Origin of the sequence: Streptomyces sp. NPDC020898 (genome assembly GCF_044333925.1) — a bacterium.
Classification (GTDB): domain Bacteria; phylum Actinomycetota; class Actinomycetes; order Streptomycetales; family Streptomycetaceae; genus Streptomyces.
Map to the genome: position 1 here is coordinate 19846 of NZ_JBIRRV010000035.1, position 25183 is coordinate 45028.

At 72.7% G+C, this 25183-nt stretch carries 17 protein-coding genes; 4 read left to right on the forward strand and 13 right to left on the reverse strand.

Annotated elements, in window-relative coordinates; translation table 11 throughout:
* Window positions 1-497: 497 nt before the first annotated feature.
* From ACH4TV_RS46990 to ACH4TV_RS47000, 3 genes are read right to left on the reverse strand one after another with little or no spacing between them, the layout of a single operon-like run.
* A complete protein-coding gene (locus tag ACH4TV_RS46990) occupies window positions 498-3467 on the reverse strand; it encodes a hypothetical protein (protein WP_398407619.1) in 2970 nt (989 codons plus the stop codon).
* Window positions 3468-3470: 3 nt separating this feature from the next.
* A complete protein-coding gene (locus ACH4TV_RS46995; protein ID WP_398407620.1) occupies window positions 3471-4781 on the reverse strand; it encodes a hypothetical protein in 1311 nt (436 codons plus the stop codon).
* Entirely contained in the window at window positions 4781-6160 is a 1380-nt protein-coding gene (locus ACH4TV_RS47000; RefSeq protein ID WP_398407621.1) for a hypothetical protein, read from the reverse strand. The genes ACH4TV_RS46995 and ACH4TV_RS47000 overlap by 1 nt, the downstream gene beginning before the upstream one ends.
* A gap of 149 nt (window positions 6161-6309) precedes the next feature.
* On the opposite strand from ACH4TV_RS47000, the gene ACH4TV_RS47005 reads away from it, so the two are divergent.
* Both ACH4TV_RS47005 and ACH4TV_RS47010 read left to right on the forward strand, forming a co-directional pair.
* Entirely contained in the window at window positions 6310-6732 is a 423-nt protein-coding gene (locus ACH4TV_RS47005) for a hypothetical protein (RefSeq protein ID WP_398407622.1), read from the forward strand.
* A gap of 163 nt (window positions 6733-6895) precedes the next feature.
* On the forward strand, window positions 6896-7750 hold the full coding sequence (locus ACH4TV_RS47010; RefSeq protein WP_398407623.1) for a DUF3592 domain-containing protein: 855 nt from the start codon (window positions 6896-6898) through the stop codon (window positions 7748-7750).
* Between the two features lie 24 nt (window positions 7751-7774).
* Here the strand turns inward: ACH4TV_RS47010 and ACH4TV_RS47015 are convergent, their stop codons facing one another.
* Window positions 7775-8179 (reverse strand): MerR family transcriptional regulator, encoded by a 405-nt coding sequence (locus ACH4TV_RS47015; RefSeq protein WP_398407624.1) that lies wholly within the window; start codon window positions 8177-8179, stop codon window positions 7775-7777.
* Window positions 8180-8575: 396 nt separating this feature from the next.
* On the opposite strand from ACH4TV_RS47015, the gene ACH4TV_RS47020 reads away from it, so the two are divergent.
* Entirely contained in the window at window positions 8576-10084 is a 1509-nt protein-coding gene (locus ACH4TV_RS47020; RefSeq protein WP_398407625.1) for a SulP family inorganic anion transporter, read from the forward strand.
* Window positions 10085-10132: 48 nt separating this feature from the next.
* Here the strand turns inward: ACH4TV_RS47020 and ACH4TV_RS47025 are convergent, their stop codons facing one another.
* Window positions 10133-10570 carry a hypothetical protein gene (locus ACH4TV_RS47025; RefSeq protein WP_398407626.1) on the reverse strand — a complete coding sequence of 146 codons (438 nt, stop codon included), beginning with the start codon at window positions 10568-10570 and terminating at the stop codon, window positions 10133-10135.
* 200 nt (window positions 10571-10770) lie between these two features.
* On the opposite strand from ACH4TV_RS47025, the gene ACH4TV_RS47030 reads away from it, so the two are divergent.
* The gene (locus tag ACH4TV_RS47030) at window positions 10771-11256 is read left to right on the forward strand and encodes a cation:proton antiporter regulatory subunit (protein WP_398407627.1); all 486 of its coding nucleotides are present in this window, start codon (window positions 10771-10773) and stop codon (window positions 11254-11256) included.
* Window positions 11257-11341: 85 nt separating this feature from the next.
* Here ACH4TV_RS47030 and ACH4TV_RS47035 read toward each other — a convergent pair whose 3' ends face one another.
* The 8 genes from ACH4TV_RS47035 to ACH4TV_RS47070 form a co-directional block, all read right to left on the reverse strand.
* Window positions 11342-12397, reverse strand: a complete 1056-nt coding sequence (locus ACH4TV_RS47035; RefSeq protein WP_398407628.1) for a PucR family transcriptional regulator — start codon at window positions 12395-12397, stop codon at window positions 11342-11344.
* 103 nt (window positions 12398-12500) lie between these two features.
* Window positions 12501-13721: a cation:proton antiporter gene (locus ACH4TV_RS47040; protein WP_398407629.1), complete on the reverse strand. Its 1221-nt coding sequence runs from the start codon at window positions 13719-13721 to the stop codon at window positions 12501-12503.
* Window positions 13722-14194: 473 nt separating this feature from the next.
* A complete protein-coding gene (locus ACH4TV_RS47045) occupies window positions 14195-15628 on the reverse strand; it encodes a flotillin family protein (RefSeq protein WP_398407630.1) in 1434 nt (477 codons plus the stop codon).
* 77 nt (window positions 15629-15705) lie between these two features.
* Window positions 15706-16221 carry a hypothetical protein gene (locus ACH4TV_RS47050; protein ID WP_398407631.1) on the reverse strand — a complete coding sequence of 172 codons (516 nt, stop codon included), beginning with the start codon at window positions 16219-16221 and terminating at the stop codon, window positions 15706-15708.
* A 114-nt stretch (window positions 16222-16335) separates the two neighbouring features.
* Complete coding sequence (locus ACH4TV_RS47055) at window positions 16336-18213, reverse strand: NAD-binding protein (protein ID WP_398407636.1); 1878 nt, start codon at window positions 18211-18213, stop codon at window positions 16336-16338.
* 226 nt (window positions 18214-18439) lie between these two features.
* Window positions 18440-19699, reverse strand: coding sequence for a TIGR02679 family protein (locus ACH4TV_RS47060; protein WP_398407632.1), 1260 nt, complete (start codon window positions 19697-19699; stop codon window positions 18440-18442).
* Entirely contained in the window at window positions 19696-23793 is a 4098-nt protein-coding gene (locus ACH4TV_RS47065) for a TIGR02680 family protein (RefSeq protein ID WP_398407633.1), read from the reverse strand. Before ACH4TV_RS47065 ends, ACH4TV_RS47060 begins: the two co-directional genes overlap by 4 nt.
* Window positions 23790-25094: a TIGR02678 family protein gene (locus ACH4TV_RS47070; protein WP_398407634.1), complete on the reverse strand. Its 1305-nt coding sequence runs from the start codon at window positions 25092-25094 to the stop codon at window positions 23790-23792. Before ACH4TV_RS47070 ends, ACH4TV_RS47065 begins: the two co-directional genes overlap by 4 nt.
* Window positions 25095-25183: the final 89 nt, after the last annotated feature.

Below are 25183 nucleotides of genomic sequence, written 5' to 3' on the forward strand. Positions count from 1 at the left end.
GACCTCTCAGCGCCGACGGTCAGCACCTTCCGAGTCGGTGCAGAGAAGGTCGAGCGCGTACGCGCCGGTGCCCAGATGTGCAGCGGGCTTGCCTTCGGAGGTGGCCGGGGCCACGGGGTGATCGGAGATCCCGAGTGCGTAGAACTCGTTCCTCCCGCACCAACGGGCGAGGCGAAGCAGTGTTGTGCGGCGGTCGGCCCAGTAGTTCACATCGAGGTCGGCCCCAACTGCGGAACAATCAAGGGCAGTTGGCCGTTCAGCTGTATGTGACTGCGGAGGGGACGGTGTCCCCGGGCCTCACCCACAGCCCATGGGGACGATCGTCCGGCTGAAGCCCCATGGAGCCCTCCGCCGAGAGGCGACCGCCCTCCGCAGATCACCCTGTACGGCCCCGGCTGGTCTCCCCCGTCCAGCCGGGGCTCCGTACCATCCGGCCCGCCCCCGCCCTGTCACGTCCGTCCCGGGGAGCGGCCTGCTGCCGTGGGTTCGCTTCGCGGTCACACGACGATGCAGGTCATCGCCGCCCACAGCAGGGGTGAGTGCTCGATCCGGCCGTCGGCGCGCCAGTGGTCGAGCTGTTCGCGCTGCCAGTGGCCGAGCCGGCCTACGGGGTCGCTGTGCTCGTGGGCGTTGTCGACGGCGATGATCGCCTCGGTCAGCGGGCGTACCGACTCGGGCAGGTCGGCGAGTTGGTGGAACGCGAAGCTGGTCGGCAGTGCCCAGCGGGTGGCGGTGACCAGTTCGGCACCGTTGTGGATCATCGCTGTCGCGAGGCCGAACGACTCGGCGAACCGGAGATCGCCGCCGCTCTCGCAGCCGATGAGGGCGACACGCTGCGGTGCGGGCCAGATCCGCGCGCCCGGCTCACCGTCGGCACGCAGGGGAAGCGTGCCGAGCAGGAGATCCTTGGCCGACAGCGGCCGATGGGTGCGGACCGGGTCGGCCAGGCCGGCGGCCTGGTCACGGCAGCACAGGTGGAGCGTGCCGTCCTCGCTCTGCCCGCCCTCGACCGGCGCGCCGCTCACATGCCCGACGTACAGGAGTCTGCGGGCCCCCTTGCGCAGCGCGCCGCTCAGCCAGTCCCGGTCCAGGTCGGTGCGGCGCAACACCTCCTCCGGGGTGCCGACAGGCGGAACGACGGCGCCCGCGTCGAGACGGCTCCGGACGAACGACAGCAGCTCCGGGTCCGAGCCCGGCGGTCCCAGGACCGAGCCGAGCGGCGAGTCGGCCCGGAATCCCGGGACCCGGGGGTCGAGGACGAGTACGACCGCACCGGGGTCGGTGTTGTCCGGTGCCGGATGTGCGGCGGGCCGGTCCTGACGCCGCAACGACGCCGGCGCGGTGGTGACCACGTCCGCCAGATCGATGAGCCGGACATCGTCGTCGCCATCGACGGCGAGCAGTTCCCAGGGGACCTGGGCGACCCGGGGAGACGGCTGGATCCGTACCAGCGGACGGCCCGCGCGCGCCGACACCTGGCGTATCTGCGCCGTCAGCTCCTCCGGCCACAGTGCCTCGGCCAGCATCCGGGCGAGCCGCCGTTCACCGCGGTGGTCGGCCAGCGCCCCGGAGCCGAACGCGCGCCGCATCCCCTCCGTTCCCCCGCCCGCCCCGAGCGGCCCCGGCAGGGCTGCCGCCAGCGCGCGTACCGCCGTCCCGACTTCGTCCTCGGGCCCGTGGCCGGTGCCGAAGCCGCGGGCGCCGCCCGCCCACGTCCAGGTGATGAACAGGTCTCCGGCGTCGGCCAGCCGAACCTGGACCACCGGGCGGCTCGTCAGGTCGTCGGTGATCCAGAACGGCGTCTCCGTCTCGTTCACGATCCGTCGGTGATAGCGGAACTCGGCCGCCGCGATGTACTCCTGGAGCGCGACGCGACCGGATTCCGACGACAGCCGCACCTTCGGCGGCGGCGCGACACGCAGGCCCGCGGAGGCCGCCGCCTCCGCCGCCACACCTCCCAGCGTCACCGGGCCGTCGACGGGCCGGTACGCCTTCATGGCCGCACTCGGGAAGACCGACCCGGTGTCGTCGGCCAACCCTGAGAGCCCCGAGAGCCCTGACGACAGCGGTGTACGGTCCAGCGCCAGGGAGGCGCCCGCGCAGCGGTGTTCCACCAGTTCGAAGAGCAGCCCCTGGTCCTGCCGTCGCACGGCGAGACGGAAGACCAACTGCATGGCGTCGTCCGCCAGTTCCAGCCACTGGCTGCGTGCGTGGGCGGTGACGAAGTCGTAGCGCGCCGCCTCCAGGGCCAGTGCGGCGGGCAGGGCGAAGGAGAGCGCGGTGTCGACGGAGGCCCGCTCGTGGTCGCCGTGATCCGTCCGGTTCAGGTTGTCCTCAAGGGTTCTGGCGAGCATCAGGTCGACCTGTGCGCACCGCTCGTACACCTCCCGCGCCTGGTACACGTCGCGGGCACCCTGGGCGAGCCGCTTCATCTCGGTGAAGTCGCCCCGGTCGTACGCGTGCTGGGCGCCCAGCAGCATGGTGTCGGCGGCGGCGATCGAGGCGCCGAGTTGTTCGAACCGGGCCAGGCTCGCCGCCGTCAGGTCGCCCGCGCCGGTGCTGTCGCCGCGCCGGCCGGCGAGATAGGCACGGGCCTGTTCGCAGACCGCCAGATCGCCGAACCACCGCTGTTGCTCGAAGAACGCGGACGCCTCGGCGAACAGCCGCTCGGCGAGGTCGAGTTCACCCCGGTTCATCGCGAGGTACGCCCGGTGCGCGAGCAGTGACTGCTGCTCACCGGTGTCCCCCAGCGCCCGGAAGCGCTGTTCCGCGTGGGCGAGGTGGTCCTCGGCCTGGTCGAACCGTCCGGTCGAGGAGCAGATCGTGCCGAGGGCGACCAGCAGCCGCGGCACGGTCTCCAGCTCGGTCGCCTCCAGGAGGGACAGCAGCGCCGCGCCGTGTTCCTCGGCCGCTCCCCACTCGCCGCGCTCCATCAGCAGATGTACTCGGTTCAGGCCGAGTTCGGCTGTGCGCAGTCCCTCGGGATCGTCGAACTCGGGCAGTCTGACGGCGGCCTCGTCGAGACAGGCCAGTGCCTCGTCCAGGCGTCCGGTTCTGCGCAGCAGGTCGGCCCTGGCGAGGAAGGTGCGCAGCAGGATTTCCAGCCACAGCTGGCGGCCGCGCGGCCCCATCGGCACCGATGCGATCCCGTCGAGCAGGTTGCGGGAGCGGTCGACGGCGTCCTGGGCCCCGGACAGGTCCGTGGCGGTGAGCCGGACGCTCGCGAGGTCGGCCAGCAGATGTGCCCTCAGGAACCGCACGTCCGGCGAGTCCTCGATGGATTCGGCCAGGGTGAGCAACTCGTCGTAGACAGCGCACGCGGCCGTGAGATCAGCGGCCAGCTGGTGTTCCTCGGCCAGGGCGAAGCCGCTGTCGAACGGCTCCCCGTACAGCTGCGTCACCGCGCCGTTCCCCTCGCTGTCGTGGCCGCCGTCGTGCCCGTTCTCATTCTCGTTCTCGTCCGGCATCCGTCAGTAGTCCTCATCGGTGGCAGCGGCGGTGATCTCGGCGAGGAACGGTTCCGAGAAGTCGTCGTGGGGCGACGCCTCGTACGGCCGTGGCTGTGCCGCGGCAATCAGCCGCCGCCGGACCAGCGCCCGGATCGCGTCACGGTCGGCACGGCGTTCGGCTTCGCCGGGCGTGCCGGAGTGATCGGGTCGATCAGCGTGATCAGGGCCCGGGTCGAAGCCGGGCAGCAGGACACCGACCTCGATACGCGGCGCCGTCGCCCCGGTCGGCAGGTCGGGGTCGACGTCGAGGTCGGCCCGGCCGGTCCACAGGTCGTCCCGTCTGGCGAGGGGCACGCGGTTCGGGCTGCCGCCGTTGACGTGGATCTCCGCGGCGAGTGCCGCACCGGCGAGGGGTGCCGCACTGTGCGCGACGACGTCGACCTCGATCTGGCGGCGCGCGCCGAGTGCGCGAGCGGTCCAGGACACGGCGTTCTCGGCCGCGTCGACAAAGCCGGGCGGGTAGCGGCGCCAGTCGTTGGTGCCCGAGCCGCGGGCGATCAACCGGCCGCCCGCGACGAGTTGTTCGCCCGCCGCCAGTGCGTAGCCGTCGTGCCGGGCGAACAGTGCGCCGGGATCGGCGGGCGCACGGTCCGGACGGCGGCGGTCCAGGGACGACCGGAGGTGGCGCAGGGCCGGCCCGTCCAGTCCGGCGCTGTCCGCCGCCTCGTCGATCAGCCGCAGCACGGTCTCCAAGTGGCGTACGGTTTCTGCTGGTTGGGCCGCCGCGCGCCACCACTGGATCAGCGGGTCGAGGGCGGCCCGGTGCTCGTCGATGAGTTCGGCCGCACAGTCGTCGGGCTGATCGGCGTCGTCGTCGAAGAGCTGCTGGCACCGGTGGGTGAGGGCGGCCAACTCCAGGCCGAGCACGTCCGGTTCGAGCGCCGGTACGCCGTCCGTGTACGACGCCGGCCACCACCGGGACGCCCAGTGCCCGAGGGCGAGGCGGGCGGCACCGTCCGCGAGGGCGGTCGGGTCCGCCGCCACCCGTACGACGCCCCGTTCCCCCGCCGTACGGTCGTGGACAGCGGCGGCGACGCGCTCGCCGTACAGCGCCCACAGCCACTGCTGGGCGCGGCCCGGGTCATGGACCTCCGCCGACGGCGGGCCGGGGTCGCCGAGGACGGGCCAGGTCAGCACGGCGCCCGCGACCTCGATGACGGCCCGGGTGAAGTCGCTGCCGCCCTCGGGCCGTCCGTCGGCGCCACCGGCGGCGATCCGGATCGTGCCGTCCTCGCCCCGCGCGACGCGGACGTCCATGGGGGCCCGCGCCATCACGCGCTCCTCTGCTCGGCCGCCGCCCGCGCGGGGCCCGTCGACAGGGTGCGCAGCGCCGACCGGACCCTGGCGCGGTGGTCCATCATCACCGAGCGGGCGACTCCGTCGAGTACCGCCCAGGCCGACGCGAGGTCTTCCAGCGGTGCGTCACGGACGTCCCGCCCGTGCAGCCGTACCCACAGCCGCCGCATGTAGGCGGTCCACGGGGTACGCAGGTCCTGGGCGAGGGTGTCGAGGACGCCGCCGTCCGGGTCGGGGCGGGGAGAAACGGTCATCCTGCGGGCGCGGAGGACCGAGGCCTCCCGCCTCCAGCGGCCGTTGACTGCTCGGTGCGCCGCCGTACGCCCCGGTGTGCCCTCGCCGGTGCCCAGTGGATCGAGGCCGACCGCGAGCCGGCCGCCGAGGACCACGGCGACGCGCAGGCTCTCGTCGTACAGGCCGAGCGGTGCACAACTGCGGCCGGTCTCCCGCGCGGCGAGTTCGGGCACCGGCGGCAGTTCCTCCCGCCGGGCCGACGACTGGAGGACGACGAAGAGCCGCTCGAAGAGCGTGCGGTCCAGCGGCGCGGGAAGCGTGGCCGTCGACGCGCCCCGGCCGACCTCCGGACGCGGCGGGACCTGCCGCGCGGTCAGCCCCAGGGATGTCGGCAGGCCGGTGCCCTGGCCCCAGACACCGTCCACGTCCGCCCACAGGGCCCGGCCGAACAGGCCTCCGTGCCCCGCTTCGACCATGGCCGCGTACTGCGGTGAGTTCCCCATCCGGTCCGGCGCGCCGCAGGCTTCCAGGACCTCGGCCGCCAGTGCGACCGACGCGGCCCCGTCGGCGGCCGACGGGGCCTGGGGGCGGCTCTCCCAGGCGCTGGCCAGCTCTCCGTCGAGCACGGAGCGCCGGGCACCGTCGGCGAGATGGGCCTTCAACGCCTCCACCGTGCGGCCGTCGACAGTGTCCGCCATGTCCTCGACCACGGCTCTGGCCGTCGCGTCCGCACCGGCGGCGGGCGCTCCGTGCTCGGTGGCCAGCTCGAAGCAGCGCTGGAAGTACAGGTCCTGGGGGTTGCCCGCCACGATGCCCAACCCCCGGCGGGCCTTCTTCAGCAGGGTGAACCACTGTGCCGTCGCCGCAAGTCGCGTACCGGACTCACGGATCAGTCCGTCGAGGTGTGCGGCCTGCGTCGGTCCGAGGAAGTCCACCGCGAGTTCGGGACGCAGCGCCGGCCTGACGATCAGCGGCAGCACGATCAGCTTGACCGTCCGGGTCAACGGCGCTCCGCCGGGGCCGCTCAGGGATTCCAGCCCCGGTCCGAGGCCACGCCAGGCGTGGTCGATGACCAGGGCGCGCGGTCGGCGCTCGCCGGTCGGCGGGTTCGGAGGCGGCATGCCAGGAGCGTACGCCGACGGGAAACGGGCGCACGAACCTGGGATCGGTAGGCGTCCCGGGCCGCTTAGCGTCCACATCGTCAGGCGGGAGCGACGAGGCCGAGGGACGGCCGAGCCCGCACCTGACAGCACCGGAAGGGAAGGACACCATGGGAATCTTCGGAAAGCGCAAGAGCCGCGAGGAGAAGGCCGCCGAGATCGCCGCCAAGGTGGCCAGCGGCAAGGGTTTCTACGGCCGCACCACGCGTGCGTTCCTCGGCGACCAGGACTTCGCCAGGGTTCAGCAGTCGATCGGCGCGTACAACTCCGGCCTCGGCGTACAGCAGTTGCTCGCCGCGGGGGTGCCGACCATACCCGCCGCCGTCGTGTCGATCAGTGACACCGGCAAGCTGGTCAACTTCGACCCGGTCGTCGACCTGATCCTCCAACTGCCCGGGGCCAACGACCGGATCGCCCTCCAGACCATCGTCTCGAAGCTGCGGATCCCCCGCTCCGGCGACCAGGTCCTGCTGATCGCCGACCCCGCCCGGCCCGGCGGTTACCTGTACGCCGGGGACGGCGTCGCGCCGTGACCTCGACACCGTTGTACGAGGCAGCGGGGACCGATTCCGTGCTGCCTCGACTGAGATGACTCCTGCCGGACAGGGGGATCCACTTCTGCGTGCGCGACCCATGTGCCGGGGGCGCGGTCGAAGCGTCCCGCGGGCTGCCGTCCGCGGCGAAAGGCGGGCTCGGATGAGCATGCACGACGTGCTGGAGCTGTGGTGGGCGGTGCCCATGGGGCTGGCGCTGCTCGGCTACGGACTTTCCCTGGCCGGGCTGACGCCGGCCCAGCGAGCGGTCTGGGTGCAGGCACGGATCGTAGAGGTGCGGCAACCGGAACACGGCGCCTCCAAGGTCCCTGGGATACCGGTGACGGTCGCGTTCCAGGACCCGGCCACCGGGCAGGAGTTCGCGCTGCCGAACGACGGCAAGCACGGTGACTCGGTCGAGGAAGCCTGGGTGGGGCGCGAGTTCGAGGTGCGCTACCCGTCCGGGCGGCCGGAGCGGTTCCGCGTCGTGCTCAACAGCATGGACGAGAAGAAGGGCCGGACCGTCCCGAACTGCACGGTGGCTCTGCTTCTTCTCGGGCTGGCGATCCACGTGACCGTCCTCGGGGGCTGGCCGTGGGCCCTGCTCGGTTTCGGTTCCCTGGTCACCGTCGCCGGGGCGCTCAGCCCCGACATCAGCACGGCGCGCGCCCGCGACGGCCTGCTGGCCGCGGCCGTCGCCGTCCCGGCGCGGGTCGTGGCCGTCACCAAGGACGTCCACACCGACGGCGAGGGCAGCGAGATCGTCAACCACGCCCCGGTCGTCGTCTTCACCACCCGTGAGGGCGTCCGCGTCACCGTCCTGTCCCGCGCGGACATTCCCCGGCCGGGCCGGTCCCTGGGCCGCGAGCTCACCGTCCACTACGCCCCTTCGGACCTGACCGTCTACACGCCCGACCTCGCAGCCGACCGCCGGCACAGCGAGGCGGCCATCGGCACGGTGATCATCCTGCTGGTCGTCGGAACAGCGGCGGTCGTGACCGGCGCGGTCATGCTGTGACACCGCAGGTCCCGTCCCCGCTCGTCAGGGTGCGGGAGTGCGATCGAGGCGCGCGGCCAGCGTGGCCGCGAACTCCTGCGCGCGGGCCAGCTGGGTACGCAGATCCACCACCCGCTCTTGCGCGGCCTGCTCGAAGTCCCGTATCCGCTCCAGCAGTTGCCCGTGTTCCTCGGCCGACAGCTCCTCGTCCGAGTCCAGCCGGTCGGTGGCCTGGAGCAGGGCGCGCATCTCATCGAGGGTGAAGCCGAGCGGCTTCATGCGGCGGATGACCATCAGGCGGGCCACGTCGGCCTCGGTGTAGAGGCGGAAGCCGCCCTGCGAGCGGGCGGAGGGGATGACGAGGCCGGTGTCCTCGTAGTGCCGGATGGTGCGCAACGACAGCTCGGTCCGTGCGGCGACCTCGCCGATCTGCATGTGCTCGCTGCTCACGCGGGTCTTCCTCGTCTCTCTGCCTCACCTCTACGGCTACGGCCGCGGGCGGCCGCCACCGATCTCTACTCTAACGTTAGGGTAGAGTTGCCCGGTGCCGGGTCGGCCGCCTGCCGTGCCCGTCAGCCGTGTCGGGGCCGACGAAGCCCCCGGCGAAGAACTTGGTCCGCAGGAGAGAGCGTGCGCATGTCCGTGATGCCCGGCGCCGCTGTCTGCCCGCCGTGACCCTTCGCCCGCACCCGGTTCCCGTTCCGCTCGCGGAACGCGTCACCGCTGCCCACTGACTCCGGTCCGCACCGCTCGCGGACCCCATGGAGGACCGCCCCGGCCCTCGATGCCCTCCCGCGCCCCCGCCGTGACGCGGGGTGTGCCCGAGCACGACAGGTTCCTCTCGTCTTGTCCTCCTCCGCACTGTCCCCTGCCTCATGGCTGCGTGGCTCCCGGCGTCCCACCTGGCTGTCCGATCCGAAGGTGCTGCGCACCGAGGTGCTGGGCGGCCTCGTGGTCGCCCTGGCGCTGATCCCGGAGGCGATCTCGTTCTCGATCATCGCCGGGGTCGATCCGGCGATCGGCCTGTTCGCCTCGTTCACGATGGCCGTGACCATCGCCGTCGTCGGCGGCCGACCGGCGATGATCTCCGCGGCCACCGGTGCCGTCGCCCTGGTCATCGCCCCGCTCAACCGTGAGCACGGGTTCGGCTACCTCGTCGCCGCCGTGATCCTCGCCGGCGTCTTCCAGATCGTCCTCGGCGCACTCGGGGTGGCCAAGCTGATGCGGTTCGTGCCGCGCAGCGTGATGGTCGGCTTCGTCAACTCCCTCGCCATCCTCATCTTCATGGCGCAGGTCCCGGAGATGACCGACGTGCCGTGGGCCGTCTATCCGCTGATCGCCGCCGGACTGGCGCTGATGGTGTTCTTCCCGAAGGTCACCACGGTGGTCCCGGCGCCGCTGGTGTCCATCGTCGTCCTCACCGTCATCACGATCGCCGCCGGCATCGCCGTACCGACCGTGGGCGACAAGGGTGACCTGCCGTCCTCCCTCCCCGTGCCCGGTCTGCCGGACGTGCCGTTCACCCTGGACACCCTCACCACCGTCGCCCCGTACGCGCTCGCCATGGCGCTCGTCGGCCTGATGGAGTCCCTGATGACCGCCAAGCTGGTCGACGAGATCACCGACACCCATTCCTCGAAGACCCGCGAGTCCGTCGGCCAGGGCGTCGCCAACATCGTCACCGGTTTCTTCGGCGGCATGGGCGGCTGCGCGATGATCGGCCAGACGATGATCAACGTACGGGTCTCCGGCGCCCGCACCCGGCTGTCGACCTTCCTGGCAGGGGCGTTCCTGATGGTGCTGTGCATCGTCTTCGGGCCGGTCGTCTCCGACATCCCCATGGCCGTGCTGGTCGCGGTGATGGTCATGGTGTCGGTGGCCACCTTCGACTGGCACTCCATCGCCCCGAAGACGCTCAGGCGGATGCCGGCCGGGGAGATCACCGTCATGGCCGTGACCGTCGCGTGCGTGGTCGCCACCCACAACCTCGCCGTCGGCGTGGTCGTCGGCTCGATCACCGCGATGGTCATCTTCGCCAAGCGCGTCGCCCACCTCGCCGAGGTCACCGCCGTCACCGACCCCGACGCCAGCACGGTGGTCTACCGGGTGACGGGCGAGCTGTTCTTCGCCTCCTCCAACGACCTCGTCGTGCAGTTCAACTACTCCACCGACCCGGACAAGGTGGTCATCGACCTGTCCGCCGCCCACATCTGGGACGCCTCCTCCGTGGCCGCCCTGGACGCCATCGAGACCAAGTACGCCCAGCGCGGCAAGACCGTCGAGATCATCGGCCTGAACGAGCCCAGCGCCCGCATTCACCAGACCCTCAGTGGCGAACTCGCGGGCAGCCAGTGAACGCTGGACACACCGGCGAGGGCCGCGGGCGCACGTCCCGGACCGCGGTCAGGAGCCGCGCGGCCCGTCGCCCGGCTCGGCTGCTCCGACTCCCTCGGTGATACGACGGTAGGCGGCGCGGGCGTGCCGCAGGCGGGCCAGCGCCGTGCCGACGAGCGCCGCGGCGAGCAGGCAGGCGAGCCAGAACGTGTCGCGGTGTCCGGCCCAGGTGAGGGTGCCCGCCGGCGGTATGGCGAAGCCGTTGAGGAACAACCAGCACAGCACCGCCGTGCCGGGAGCGGCGGTGAAGCGGGCGCACAGGCCCAGCAGGGCGGCCAGCAAGGACAGCGCCATCAGGGCGAGTTCGGGCTGATCGGTGCCCACGAGGGTGTTGAGCAGCGCCACGAGCACCAGGGCACCGCCGAAGGCCGCCGCCCACACCAGCGGGGTGGCGACCGGTCGGGGCACGGGCCGTGCCCCGGTGCTGAGAGACACCCAATCGATCATGCTGACGTTTCCTTCCAGTCCTTCCGGGGCCCCGGGAGAGCGGTCCATCGGCCGTCCCCGGCGGCCGTGGCCCTCGCACCCCCTGGACGCGGATTCTCCCACTCGGCCCCGGGCCGCACTGCCGTGGCCGGATCCGGCCCCTCGCTAGGGTGGCACCAACAGCTCTCCGAGATAACACCCGATCCGGACAGGGGGCCGTCGTGGGTGCTCCACGCCTGAGCAGTACGCCGTTGCCGGGGATCGGCGTGCGCTACGACCTGACGACGCGGGAACAGCGCCGCCTGTCGGTGGTCGCCCACCGCGACGGATCACGGACCCTGAGCGCGTACCGCGAGGACGATCCCGACGCCTGCGAACTGTCGGTGCTGCTGACCTCCGGGGAGGCGGCGACCCTCATCGACGCCCTCATGCCGGCGCACCACAGCCCGAACCTGCTGTCCACGACCGACCTCGGCCTGGTGGCGGAGCGGATCGAACTGTCCGCCACCGCGCACTGGAACGGGCGGCTGCTGGGCGAGACACGGATGCGCACCGAGACCGGTGTGTCCGTGGTGGCGGTGCTGCGGCGCGCCGAGGCGATCCCGTCGCCGACCCCGCACTTCAGGCTGGCCGGCGGCGACATCCTGATCCTGATCGGCACCCGCGAGGGCGTGGAGGCAGCCGCGGCGATACTCGGTCGGGAGTGACCCGCCACGGGTCCTCGACGCCGGCCGGCGTCGAGGACCCGTGGCGGTGGGCACCGAGATCGGCGTGATCCTGCTGCTCACCGGGTCACAGTGGTCGGGCGGGCCAGTCGAGCAGGCGGGCACCGATGACCGCGGTCTGCAGGGCGTAGCGGTCGGCGGGATCGGTGGGGTCGGTGCCGGTCAGGGTGTGGATGCGTTCCAGCCGGTAGGTCAGCGCGCGCACGCTGAGCGACAGGCGCCGGGCCGCGGCGGCGGCCACGCAGCCGGTGTCGAAGTACGCGAGGAGGGTGTCGAGCAACGGCTTGGCCCCGCCGCGCGCGTGTTCCAGCGGCCCCACCATGTTGCGCACGAGCTCCACCAATGCCTGCCGGTCCCGGGCCAGGACGGGAAAGACCAGCAGGTCGGCGGCGCGCAGCAGCGGCTCGTCGAAGCCCATGCGCTGGGCCACGTCCAGGGCGTTGAGGGCTTCCTCGTAGCTGTGTCCGATGCCGACCGCGCCGGGCCGGGGCCGGCCGATCGCCACCTGCGCCTGACCGGTGACGGCATGGGCGTGGTCGGCGAAGTGGGTGAGGACGTCGTCCTGGTCGCCCGGGGCGATGCACACCATCCGGCCGTCCTTGGTCGTGAACAGGATGCGGCGGTTCTCGAAGCGGGCGAACAGCTCGCTCGCCACCTGCCGGGGTACGGCGTCGGTCTCGTCGTACTTCTCCGGCCCCTCGGCCACGGCCACCGCGTGGGCGCGGGACAGGCGCAGCCCGAACCGTTCGGAGTGGGCGGCGAGCCGGCCGGGGTCTCCGCGTCCGTGGAGCAGGTCGTCGATGAACTCGCGGCGGGCGGCCTCCTCCTTGCGGACCACGAGTCGCTGCGCGCGCTCGTAGCCGTCGCCGAAGGCGTCCACGGCCTGCTCGATGACGGTGAGGACGCTGTCCGGGGCGGCTCCTCGTGGCCACCCTTCCCGGGCCGCCGTGAGATGGGCGCGGACCAGGGTGCGCCAGCCGTGTCCGGCTTCGGCTGCCTGTGCGCCCAGGTCGCGGTGGGACTGGAGCTCGTCGCGGGTCAGGCGCCGGCCCGTGGTGGCGGCGTCCGCCAGGATCCGCTCGAAGCCGTCGAGGTAGGGCCCGGGGGTGTCCTGAACGGTCATGTCTTCCTCTCTTGGGCTCGGTGTGAGCCGGGCGCGGGCAGCAGTGCCTCGGGGCGGGCCGGAGTCGTCCGGCGTCGTGCCGGCACGCCCCGCTGTCCTGTCGTCAACGGCTCGCACGGACGGCCTCCACAGGCGCGGTCACCACCGCGGTCGCCTCCGGTGACGGGGCCGGGGGGCGGCGGGTGACGCGGCGGGCGAGGGGTTCCGTCCAGCGGGCGGCGAGCGGCCCGACAACGACCAGGATCAGGACGTACGCCGTCGCCAGCGGGCCGATACGTGGTTCGACGCCGACGGCGAGCCCGGCGATGACGATGGAGAACTCGCCGCGCGCGACCAGCGTGCCGCCGGCCCGCCAGCGGCCCTTGACGGAGATCCCGGCGCGCCGTGCCGCCCAGTAGCCGGTGGCGATCTTCGTCAGAGCGGTGAGGACGGCCAGGGTGAGTGCCGGGAGCAGGACGGGCGGGATGGCCGCCGGATCGGTGTGCAGGCCGAAGAAGACGAAGAACACCGCGGCGAACAGGTCCCGCAGCGGGGTGAGGAGACCACTGGCACCTTCGGCGACCTCCCCGGACAGCGCGATACCCACGAGGAACGCCCCCACGGCCGCCGACACCTGCAACTGCTGGGCGACACCGGCGACCAGGAGGGCGAGCCCGAAGACGACCAGCAGGAGCATCTCGGCGCTGTCGGAGGACACCGCCCGGCTGACCAGCCCGCCGTGGCGCAGGGCCACGTACAGGACGGCGCCGACGGTGCCCAGGGCGATCAGCAGGGTGGCGGCGCCGCCCGCCAGGCTCACCCCCGCGAGCAGGGCGGTGAGGATCGGCAGGTAGACGGCCATGGAGAGGTCTTCCAGCACCAGGATGCCCAGGACGACCGGTGTCTCGCGGTTGCCGAGCCGCCCCAGGTCACCGAGGACCTTGGCGATGACGCCCGAGGAGGAGATCCAGGTGACCCCGGCCAGGGCGACGGCGGCCACCGGGCCCCAGCCCAGCAGCAGGGCCATCGCCGCGCCGGGGGCGGCGTTGAGGACCAGGTCGACGGCGCCGGAGGGGTATTGGGTCTTGAGGTTGCTGACGAGTTCGGAGGCGCTGTACTCCAGGCCGAGCAGGAGCAGCAGGAGTATGACGCCTATCTCGGCGCCGGTGGCGACGAACTCCTCGCTGGCCTGGAGAGGCACGATGCCGCCGTGACCGAAGGCGAGCCCGGCGAGCAGGTAGAGGGGTATCGGTGAGAAGCCCACCCGTCCGGCGAGGCGTCCCAGCAGGCCCAGGACGAGGATGATCGCCCCGAGTTCGATGAGCATGGCTGTGGTGTCGTGCACGGGCGTCTGTCCTCCGTCGGTCGATGCGGTGGCGGCGTCTGTGCCTGTGCGAGTGCTGTCGGCCCCGGCTGAGAGCGAAGCCGTGACGAGAGGGCGCCTGAGGGCGGGTGTGCACCGCCCGGCGATCCGGTGCTGGGCCGTGCGGTGCGGGCTCGCGGCCGCGCGTCGGTCTGACGGCGCGTCAGCGCGCGGGGCGTTGGCTCAGCCCGGCGCTGCTGGTATCGGGGACGCTGTCGCGGGCGGAGTTGTCGACACGCACGCGGATGATTCGCCCCATGTCCTCGCCCCCCATCACGTCGGCCTGGGCCGCCGACCACTGACCCCACAACTGAGTGAATACACGCTCAATAGAGCGTAAGTGTTCGGTAAAGAATTCTAGCGCATCCCCAAGCGCGACGGCAGGCGAGTCCGGGCGGTTCGAAGGCCGCCCGGACCGCCCGGACTCACTGCTGCAGCGCCGCTCGGCGCCCGCGTCAGCCGGTGACTTCGATCTTCCCGTTGGCGGTGGCGGGTGCCGTGGTCGCGGGCTGCGCGCCGTCGGCCCGCCGGCTGATGCCCTTCAGCAGCTCGGCGAAGTCGACTCCGGTGGTGGAGCTGAGGAGTTCGACGCCCTGGGCGACGTTGTCGGCGACCGTCCGGGAGAGCTGACTGGCTCCGTCGGTGGAGATGACGGTCAACTTGTCCACCGCGCTGAGCGGTTCGGACGCCTTCGCGACGACCTGCGGCAGCACCTCGACGAGCATCTGCAGCACGGCCGCGTCGCCGTACTGCGCGAAGGCGTCGGCCTTCTTCCGCATGGCCTCGGCCTCGGCGGCACCCTTGGCACCGATGGCCGCGGCATCCGCCTCACCTTCGATGCGTACGGCGTCGGCGAGCGCCGCGCGATGCGCCTTCTCACCCTCACCGGTGAGCCTGGCGCGCTGGGCGTCCGCTTCGGCCTCCTTGACGTGGGCGATACGGCGGGCCTCGGCCTCCTGTTCGGCCTGGTAGCGGGCGGCGTCGGCGGGCTTACGGATCTTGGTGTCCAACTCCCGGTCGGTGAGGGCCGCCTGACGCTCGGCGACCTTCTCCTGCTCGGCCAGCACCTGCTGGCGCCGGTCCGCCTCGGCGAGCGGTCCGGCCGCCGCCGCACGGGCCGCGGCCTCGTCGGTCTCGGCCTTGATCTCGGCCTGCTTCAGCGCGAACGTCCGCTGTGCGACGGCGATTTCCTCCTCCGCCTTCAGCCGGGCCTGCTCGGCGGCCCGGCGTGCGACGGCCTCGGCGATGTCCGCCTCCTGCTTGGCGCGGGCGGCCTCGGGGCGGCCGAGGTCCTCCAGGTAGGAGCCCTCGGTGGTGATGTCCTGGATCTGGAAGGCGTCCAGCACCAGGCCCTGCCCGGACAGGCTCGCCTCGGCCTCCTCGGCGACCTGCCCGGCGAACACGGCCCGGTCGCGGATGATGTCCTCCACCGACATCCGGCCGACGATGGCACGCAGCGCGCCGGAGAGCACCTCCTGGGTGAAGCCGACGATGCCGTCCTGCTGCATCAGGAACCGCTGGGCCGCGGCGCGGATGGAGTCCTCGGTGCCGCCGACCTTGACGATGGCGACCCCCTCCAGGTGAGCCTTCACGCCGCGCAGGGTGACCGCGCCGCGCACCGCGACGGGGATGTGCCGCGAGGACAGGTCGAGGGTGAACTTCTGCTGGACGAACGGCACGACGAACACGCCGCCGCCGACCACGACCTTCTGGCCGCTGTTGTCGGTGAATATCCGTCCGGTGTCCGGATCGGTGGACTTCTTGCCGCGCCGCCCGGTGACGATGAACGCCTGGCTCGGACCCGCCACCTTGTAGCGGGTGACGACGACGAGAGCGAGCAGCACCAGGAGTACGACGACTCCGGCGACCGCGATGACGACAGGACTCATGACAATGCCCCTTTTCGAGTGCTGAACCCCTGCACGGGGCAGAACGGATGAACAAGAACGGTGTGGACGGCGAGAGCTCAGCGCTCGACGGGCCGTACCGTCACGGAGGTCGCGGACAAGGCCGCCTCGACCCACACCTCGGTGCCCCGCTCGACGCGGGCGGTGCTTTTGGCCGCGTACTTCACCGGCTGGCCCGCCAGGTACACCAGCACCTCGCCGTAGCCGTCGGCGGGGATCGCGGTGACCACGGAGCCGGAACTTCCCACGAGGTCCGTGCCGCGCGGGGCGGTGCCGGACTCGTCCCGCATCAGGGCCCGGCTCAGGCGCCAGGTCAGCCAGGACGCCCCGAGGCCCGCACCGGTCCCCACCACCGTCGCGGCGCCGACGCCGATGTCCGTCGTACCGAGTGCGATCGCCCCGCCGAAACCGAGCATCGAGACGAACCCGGCGATCACCGGAAGCGACAGCAGACCGTCGAACAGCCCGTCCAGTACGCCAGCGCCGTCGAAGAGCCCTTCGAGGACACCGTCGAAGACGAGCGCGAGCACCAGCAGAACGAGTCCTGCGATGCCGAGAACCAAGAACAGAGTCACGCGGTCCGCCCCCCTCCGCTGTCGTTCGCGGCGCGCCGTGGTGATGGTCCCACGTGCCGGTCGCGGTGCTCATTGCCGGATTCCGGCAGTCTTTACGCTCCTTTGATGCCCGCTCTACGCGTCGGTGCGCCGGACTTCGAGGCGTGGTCCGCGCCCCAGGAGTTCGGCCAGCCCTTGCCTGGTCGCGGCGAGGACCACGCGGTCCTCGGACCGCAGGACGTAGCCGGGATGCAGGCTCCATACGAGCCCTGCGGGACGGTCGGGTTCGCCGTTGGCCGGGGTGACGGCGAGGTCGGGGCGGCGGTCGTGCGGCGCGGCGGTGTCCAGGGCGAGGACGCGCCAGGCACCGGGACGGAAGGACTCGGCAATCGTGCGGCCCTCCAGTCGCGGATGGCCGGCGACGTTCAGCGCGGCGAAGAGGAGCACGCGGCGTTCGACGGGTATGGCGCCCAGGATCTGGCGGCCCATCATCGCCCCGGCGAAGGCGGGCGCCGCGAGGGTGGAGACGCTTCGGCTGCGGGTGAGGGCGCGGGGGTGGGCGGCGCGCAGGGTGCGGTACACGGCTCGGGCGAAGCCGTCGTCGTACAGGCGCAGCACCACTCGCAGGTCGGGCTTGACCGAGCGGGCGTACAGGGCCGCTTCCAGGTTCGTGGAGTCGCTGCTGGTCAGTGCGAGCAGCGTGTGCGCGCGGTGGATCTTGGCGGCTTCCAGGACGCCTTCCTGGGTGACATCTCCGAGGACGGTGGGCACGCGCAGGCGGCGGGCGAGCGGGACGCCGCGTGCCTCGGGGTCTTCCTCCACGCACACGACGGGGATGCCGAGTTCGCACAGCCGGGCGAGTACCCGGGTACCGATCTTGCCGAGGCCGAGCAGGACGACGTGCCCGGACAGTCCTCGGGGCGGGCGGCGCAGCGCGGACACGGTTCGGAAGGTGCCGAGCCCTTCCAGTACGGCGGCCAGCAGCACGGGCAGCAGCAGTAACCCGGCCAGTCCGGACAGGAGTTGGAGCACCTGGCGGGCGAGGGGTTCGTCGAGTGCGGGGTCGCCGATGGCGAAGAGGTCGAGGAGGGTGAGGTAGGCGGCGTGCAGGGGGTGGTCGCCGGTGGTCAGCCAGGCGGCGACGGCCAGCCCCAGGACGCAGCCGATCAGTCCGGCCAGGGACCAGCGCAGCCGCCGTGAGAACAGTGAGGCGAGCGGAAGTCCCCGGCCCGCCAGCCGGCCGGGCGAAGGGGCGGAGCCGCCGTGTGCCACGGCCTCCAGGACGACCGTGCCATGGCCGGTGGCGGCGGCGACCGTGTCGTCGTCGGGCAGCAGGATCGGCCCTTCCTGACCGCTCGCGTCCGAACCCTCGGTGCCGGCCGGATCGTTGGTGGTCGACGACAGCAGGGCGAGCGTGCACAGCCCGGAGTCGGCGACCTCGCCGTGGCCCGACGGGGCACGCTCGACGGCACGCAGCAGCAGGCCGTCGGCCTGGATGACCTTGCTCGTGCCGGCGACGGCGGTGGCCGCGAGGGCGGGCGCGGCGGTGTCCGCGTCGGACAGGATGGTGGTGGAGGTGTCCAGGGCCGCCGGGTCCAGGCCGGGTACGGCGAGGATGGCGGCCTGGTCGAGGAGTTCCTCCAGGTGCTGGCCGAGTCTGCGGTTGTAGAGCCGGATGACCAGCCGCAGCCGGGGATTGAGGCGGCGGGCGGTCAGCGCGGCATGGATGTTGGTCTCGTCGTCGTCATGCACCAGGGCCAGGGCGGCAGCCTCACCTACGCCGGCTCCGATCAGGGCTTCCTCGTCGAGCTGTGCGACCTCCAGTACACGAGGGGCACTCGTCCCTCGGTTCACGGCCGCCTGCATCCTGTCGATCAGGGTGGAGGCCCGGCCTGCTCCGGCGGGGCCGGTGCGGCGCCCGAGCGGTACGACGAGGGTGACCCGCTCCCGGTACACGGCGGTGAGTTCGCCGGCCAGCCGATCGGCGAGCGCGTCGTCACCGCACACGATCATGTGCCCCGGCTGACGGGTGCCGCGCGCGGGCTGAGGGAAGACAGTCACGTTGCGTAACCTCCGGTCGGGACGACGAGCCCTTGTTGCACCAACTGCCGATGACCGGCGGCCAGTTGCGAGCAGCGAGGCGAGGCCATCGCCGGGAACTTTACAAGTTCTTTATGTTGCGTAGACAGGTCGTCGGCATGCAGTCAGGTGCCCCGGACGTTGCCGGGACCCGGCAGGGTCAGCTGATGTCCAGGTCTGCCAACAGGACGTCGGCCACCAGTTCCTCGACCACGGCGGTGCCCTGTTCGGTCATGGCGCGGGTCAGTTCGGGGTCCCAGGGGGCCTCGGTGAGGCGGCCGGGGTGAGGGCCGTTCGGAGTCCGGGAGACCGCGGCACGGTAGTCCGCCGCCGTCATGCGCCAGGGCCGGGCCGGCGTCTTGTCCAGGAGATACGCGGCGATGCGGATGCCTTCACCGTCGAAGTCGCCGTGGTAGCGCAGGGTGGCTCCGTGGTCCGCGAGGAGGCGGAGGAGGTGGATGGCGGCGCTGTTCGGCCAGCCCGACGTGCAGACGAGCGGCGGGCAGTCCGGGCCGAAACGGCGTACGGCGAGGGCCAGCAGGCTGGGGTTCTCCACGGCGTGGACGACGGGTGCGGGGTCGACGGCGAGGGCGAACCCGCCCGGGGACCGCAGTTGGGCGAGGGTCAGGCTGGCGGCCTGTCCGGCCTCGGCGCAGACGCGGGCCACGCGGGCGAGCGGGCCGTCGCCGGACAGCCGTAGGCCGGCGACGAGAACCGTGGCCGACAGGTCGTCGTCGGCGACACCCGCGCGGGTCCACAGGGTGCGCCGGTCCGCCGCGGACTGGGGTGGGGCGGTGTCGTGGAGGGTCGCCAGGGCACGCAGGACGAGGGTGGACAGGCGGGTGCCGTCGTCGAGTGCGTGGGAGTCGCCGTTCAGGACGCGGGCGGCGAACACGGGCAGGGGCTCTGCTTGGGCGGGCAGCGCCGCGAGCACCGTCAGTGCGTCCGTCAGCAGGGACCGGGTCCGCTGCGGTGAGCCGCCGACCAGACCGGCGGCCCGGCACGAGGCGGTCCAGTCGGCGAGGGCGGGCTGGGCACGCACGGTGGCGTGGCCGTCCAACCAGGCCCACAGGTCGGCGCGTTCGCCTTCTCGGCGGCGCCGCTCGCCCGCCCGGTCGGCGAGGGGACCGACGAGTTCGGTGACGGTTTCGCGTACCGTCCGGCCGCACAGTTCGGTGACGGCCTCCTCCAGCCGGGCCAGTGCGACGGAGGGGCGGGCGCTCGGCAGCCGGTCCAGGCCGAGGAGATCGGCGAGGGCCTCGCGCTGGGCGTCGTCGAGCGGTCCGAGCCGCACCTGAGTCACAGGGCGGCCGGAGGACAGGCGGTCGTGGACCGTGCGCCAGAGCGGGCGGAGTTCGGGGCGGCGCACAGTCTGTTCGCCCGGGGCCGGTTCGCTCAGGGCGGGTTCCGGATGCGTCATCCCACCTCCAGGTCGGTGCCGTTCCAGACGAAGCGGGCGCTGGTGACCGCGTCGTCGTCCCCGTCGGTGACGAGCTGGTGGACGGCGATACCGGGCAGCTCGCCATAGGTGCACCACTCGTGGTCGGAGGTGATCATGAGGTCCAGGTCGAGTGCGGTGAGCAGGGCGAAGACCTGTCCCCGGTTGACGGTGTCGACGCCGACGAAGACCTCGTCCAGGAGGATCGGCCGGGGTGCCAGGGGCACGGCCTCGTAGTGGGCGGCGACGGCGGCGAACAGCGGCAGGTGCAGGGCGATGGCCTTCTCTCCGCCGGAGAGCGCGCCGTGCAGCTTCTTGGTCAGCGGCTGCCAGCCGGTGCCGTTCGCCCGGTCGAGGCGGACGGTGAAGCGGTGCCAGGCGGTGTAGTCGAGCACCTCGCCGAGCTGCTCCTCCCAACTCGCGGCCGTGTCAGTGCCCTTGGCCTCCTCGATACGGGCGCGGAAGAACGCGTGCAGGGCCTCCCGGTCGGCCTCGGTGACCCGGCCCGGGTCCTTGAGCAGCAGCTGACGGGCGGTGCGGGTGCTGTCCGGAAGGTCCGGACGGACGTCCCACACGAGTTGGACGGCCACGTTGGAGGCGGTACGGACCCGTTCCAGATGCCCGTTCATGCGGTCGACGAGCTCTCCGGCCTGGCGGATGCGCGCCGCGAGGTGGCGGCGGATGTCGCCGGTGAGGATCTGGTCGAAGAGGCGCCGCTCGCCGGTGGTGATGTCGTCGAGGCTGCGGTCGCGCTCCTGGGTGAGCGTGGTGAGCAGGCCCGTCGCCCCTACGCGTACGCCGTCCAGGTTGGCGGTGAAGAGCTGGATGTCGTCGTCGGGTTCCAGGTCCAGGTCGGCACGGGCGCCGAGGTGCCGGCGGGCCTCGTGGACCGCTTCGGACAGGCGGGTCGCGGCGTCGCCCAGGTTGCGTGGGGCGTGCGGGACGCCGGGCCACTTCGCCGCTGTGGCGCGGGCCGCCTCCAGGGTGGCCCTCGTGCCGTCCCCGGCGTCGAGTTCCGGGGTGATGCCGGCGTCCTCGGCCAGTCCGACCAGGCACAGGTGGCGGAACCGGTGCGCGGCTCCGTCCCGGGTCGCGACGGCTTCCTCCCGTCGTTGGGCGTCCTGTCCGCTGGTGGCCCGCAGTCCTCCGATACGGCCTTCCAGGCTGAGCAGGAGATCGGCCGCCCGGGCGGCTTCCTCACGGCAGCGGCGCAGTCCGGCGCGCGCCTCGCCGACGCGGGCGACGATCTGCCGGTAGTCCTCGCCGACGGTGGCCTCCACCGCTTCCAGGCGCGCCTTCAGGCCCGCCGCCTCCGCTTCGGCGGCTGCCGCGTTCTCGGTCTGTTCCTCGGCGGCCCGGTGCGAGCGGTCCGCCTGCGCGGCCAGCTGGTGGGCCCGGTCGGCGGCGGCGATCGCGGTGAGCCGGGCGTCCACCCAGCTGTCGGCGGTGTCCCGGAACCGGTCGATGTCGGCGGCGAGTTCACGCAACCGGCCCCGGTCGGTGGGCAGTCCGTGTTCCGCGGCCCGGCGGCCGAGCGTACGCAGCGCACCCGCCACCCCGCTCTCGCACCGCGCCAGATGCCCGGCGGCGTCGCGTACGGCGTCGTCCCGGGCGGCCACCTTCTCCTCCGCGCGGTCCCAGTCCCGCCGCCGGTCGTCGAGTTCCCGGTGGTCGGGGCGGGCGGCGCGGTCGGCGTCCAGGCGGGCCCGGCGGGCGGCGAGGCCGCGCAGCTGGTCGTCGAGCCTGGCGAGGGAGGCGTTCGTCTCGCCGATACGGTCGGCCAGTTCGCCGAGCCTGCGCTGCCGGGCCCGCTGCCGTGCGAGGGCGCCGATGTGGGCGGGTTCGGGCTTGCTCCACGTCCCGGTGGCGAGCGCGAGGCGCCAGGCCCCGTCGGCGGAGACGGCCGCGGGGTGTCCGCCGGGCAGACCTGGGCCGTACGCGACACCGGCGAGGATACGGGTCACGGTGTCGGCCGGGACGGGGATGCCGTCCTCGGGCCTGAGCACCTCCAGCAGGCTGGGCCCGGGGGCGGTCACGGCCAGGGCCGACTCGGCGCGCGTGTCGTGACCGGGCAGCGTGATCCCGTCGTAGGGGCTGACCCAGGCGTCCAGGAGGCCCGACGCCTCCAGTGCGGCCTCGACGGCGGCCTGAACGGCGAGCGGAACACCTTCACGGAAGGCGACCAGCCGCCACAGAGGTGCTCCCGCCGTCGCCGTGCGGACGGTGGTGCGGGTGGGCGGAGGCGAGGGTGGCAGATCGGTTTCACCGCTCAGCCGCCGTACCTCCTCCTCAAGCCGGCTCCGCTCGTCCCGCAGGCCCTGACGGGCGGCGCGTGCGGTGGCCTCCGCCGTGGCGATCTGCTGTTCCAATGGGCGTGCGGCGGCTTCGGCCAGCGCCCTCACCTCGGCCTCGCTCGCCGCTGCGGCGACCAGTTCCCCGGGGTCGGCGATGCGCAGTTCCGTGCAGCCGTCGGCCCAGCCGAGCAGCCGTTCCGCCTGTGCGGCAAGGGCGTCGTTCCAGGCGGCGGACGCCTCGTCCCGGCGGGCGATCGCCTCCGCGAGCCGGATTCGGGCCTCGTCCAGCAGGCCCTCGGCGGTGCCCCGGTCGCGTACCGCGCGATCGTGGTCGTCCATCGCCTCGGTGATGAGGGTGACCTGCTGCCGTCGGGCGGTCACCGCGCCCCGCAGCAGCCGTCGGGCCTGTCGAGCCCCGTTCTCGCCGCTGCCCGTCTCACGCTCCGCGCCGAGGATCGTCCGCGCTTCGTGGTGGATGGACTCCAGGCCCGCCGCCCGGGCCGACCGGCGTGCTTCCTCGGCGGTTTCGCGCGCGTGCTCGTCGAGGGTGCGGGCCTGCCCTGCGGCCTTTGCGACGTGCCGCTGGTCCTCCTGGGCCCCGGCCTGCGTGGACCGGGCGATGGCACGCCGGCGCCCGGCTGCGGCTGCCGCGTCCTCCGTGCGGCGGCGGAGCCGGTCGAGTTCCTCCCCCTGCTTGTAGGCGTCGCTCTCGCGCAGGCCCTCGACGGTCTCCTCCAGGGCGTGCGCGCGCGTTTCCTGTTCCTCGCGCAGGGCCCGGGCCGACTCGCGTTCCGTCAGCGCCTGTTCGAGTTCCTCGGCGCTCTGGCGGGCGACGCGGGTGAGGTTGTCCATGTCGGTGGTCGCCGAGATCAGCGCGGCGGAACCGGCACGCAGGACCCGTCGTGCGTAGGCGCGTTGCCGGGAGGCCACGGTCTCGGCCGCCGTCACCTCGTCGTCGAGCCGGCCCAGGTGTTCGCGCTGGCGGTCCAACCGCTCGAAGCCCTCGGCGAGTTCGGCGATCTCGCCTTCGCCCAGGGGAGGAAGGGCCCGCGACAGCAGGGTGGAGAGCAGCGACGGGTCGAGGCGTTCGGACAGTTTGGGCTGGCGCAGCTGGAGCAGGGCGGCCAGCAGCGACTCGTAACGCTGCTCCCCCATGCCGGCGAAGAGTTCACGTCGTACGGCGGTGCGGTGGTCGGCCGCCGAGGCGTGCACGTCACCACGGTCGCGCAGGGCTTCGACGAGGGCGGCCCGGGTCAGCGGCTGACCGGCCTCGTTGACGAGGAGCACGCCGTCGGGGTGGGCGATCCGGCAGTCGGTCGTGAAGTAGTCGGCGTGCACCGTGCTGGTGTGCACGCTCGCCTGGAGGCGCGCCCCGCAGCCGAACCACCGCTCGGTGCCGTCGCCGCCGACGCGGCGGAACTCCATCCACACGTACCCGACGCGGGTCTTGCCCAAGGCGCCCTCGCCGAGCAGGTTCCAGTGCATGGTGCGTTCCGAACCGCCGAACGTGGACAGGCGGTTGGGGCGGAGGCTGGCGTCGAAGAGGAAGGGCAGCAGCAGTTCGAGGGCCTTGGACTTGCCCGAGCCGTTCTGCCCGCGCAGCAGCAGTCGGCCCTGGTGGAAGGTGAAGATCTCGTCGTAGTAGCGCCAGACGTTGAGGACGCCCGCGCGGTGCGGCTGCCAGCGACTGCGGACGGCATCCGCCGCCTGCGCCGATGCCGGTCCTGCGGCCGGCTCGGTGGGCTCCGGCCTCCGTGGGAGGGGAAGCTCGGTCACGCTCACAGCTGGTCTCCTTCTGCGGCAGTGTCGGCGGAAGCCGTGGTGCCTGCCGTCTCGCGCGAACTCGTCGTCCCCGTCAGGCGGTAGCGGTACGCGGCCGGGCAGGCGACGACACGGCCCCCGGCCCGGCGGGCCAGGCCGACATCACGCAGTACTCCCACGGCGTCGTCGGACAGCCGGGCCGCGCCGTCCTCGGACTGGTATGCCTTGGCCCAGCGCGGGAAGCGGCGCAGCAGATCCGCTCCGGCCTCGGCGAGCTGCTCGGGCAGCAGACCGGCGGGCGCGGCGCAGAGCGGCTCCAGGAGGAGCAGCGCGGCGACCCGGCCGGTGGACGTGTCGTCGGGGAAGCGGACATCGGTGGCGATCCCGTCCGGGTCCACGAGCAGGAAGCCCTCGGCCCGTTCCTCCAGGAGGAAGCCGGCCTGCTCGACCGAGCGGCGCAGGATCTGGCGTCCGGTCAGGGAGGTGACGTACGCCAGTTCGTCGTCGGAGAGGTCCGACCGGTACAGCACGGGGTCGTCGAAGAGGCGGCGCAGCACCGAGTGGCGCAGCCTCAGGTTGCGTTGAGCGTCCGTGGCGGCCGGTTCGCCGTGCCCCTCGTCCGCCGAATGGTCGACGACGGCACCGCCGTAGCGGCGCTCCCGGACAAGGCCCGCGAGGAGTTCCTCGAACCGGGCGGGCACCTCGTCCTGGGGTACGGCGAGCCGGGAGGCGCCGACGGGGGCGGCGGGCAGCCGCATCAGCAGTGTGGTGTCCACCCGGTAGAGGACCTTGGCGTCCGCGGACTCGACGTACGCATCGGTCGTCCCGTCCACGGCGCGCAGCACGTCGTACGACTCCAGCAGTTTGAGGACGTCGACGAACGCCGTCCGCTCCGGCCGGTGGACCGGATCGAACGCGGCCGGGGCCCGGTCGGCCGACGTGGCCTGCACGACACGGTCGGCGAGCATGCCGATGGTCGTCATCGGCATCGACAGCAACTCGGCCGCGGTCACGCACAGCAGCACGTAACGCCGGCGGTCGAACGGTGCCCGGCCGGAACGGGCCCGGCGGGCCGGGCGGGAGCCGTCCGGGTTCGCGCGGACCTTGGTGAGGCGGGCGTATCCGCGGCGGGGTTCGACGGCCAGGCTCCAGCCGCAGGTGTAGTCGAACCACTGGGCCAGTGGTTCGCGGCGGCGGCGGACCAGTTCGAAGCCGGCCGGGTCGGCGGCCGCGGTGAGCAGGGGGCGAGCCAGGAGGAGCCGGATGGCACGGGCGACCTCCTCGCGTTCCGCGGCGGCCAGTTGGTTGGCGAGTGTGCTCACTAGACCACCATTCCTTGTGCAGCCCTGACGGATAGGGTTGTGACCTCTCGGTCCCGGTGGGTGCACGGCCACTCGTGCGAGCCGCTTGA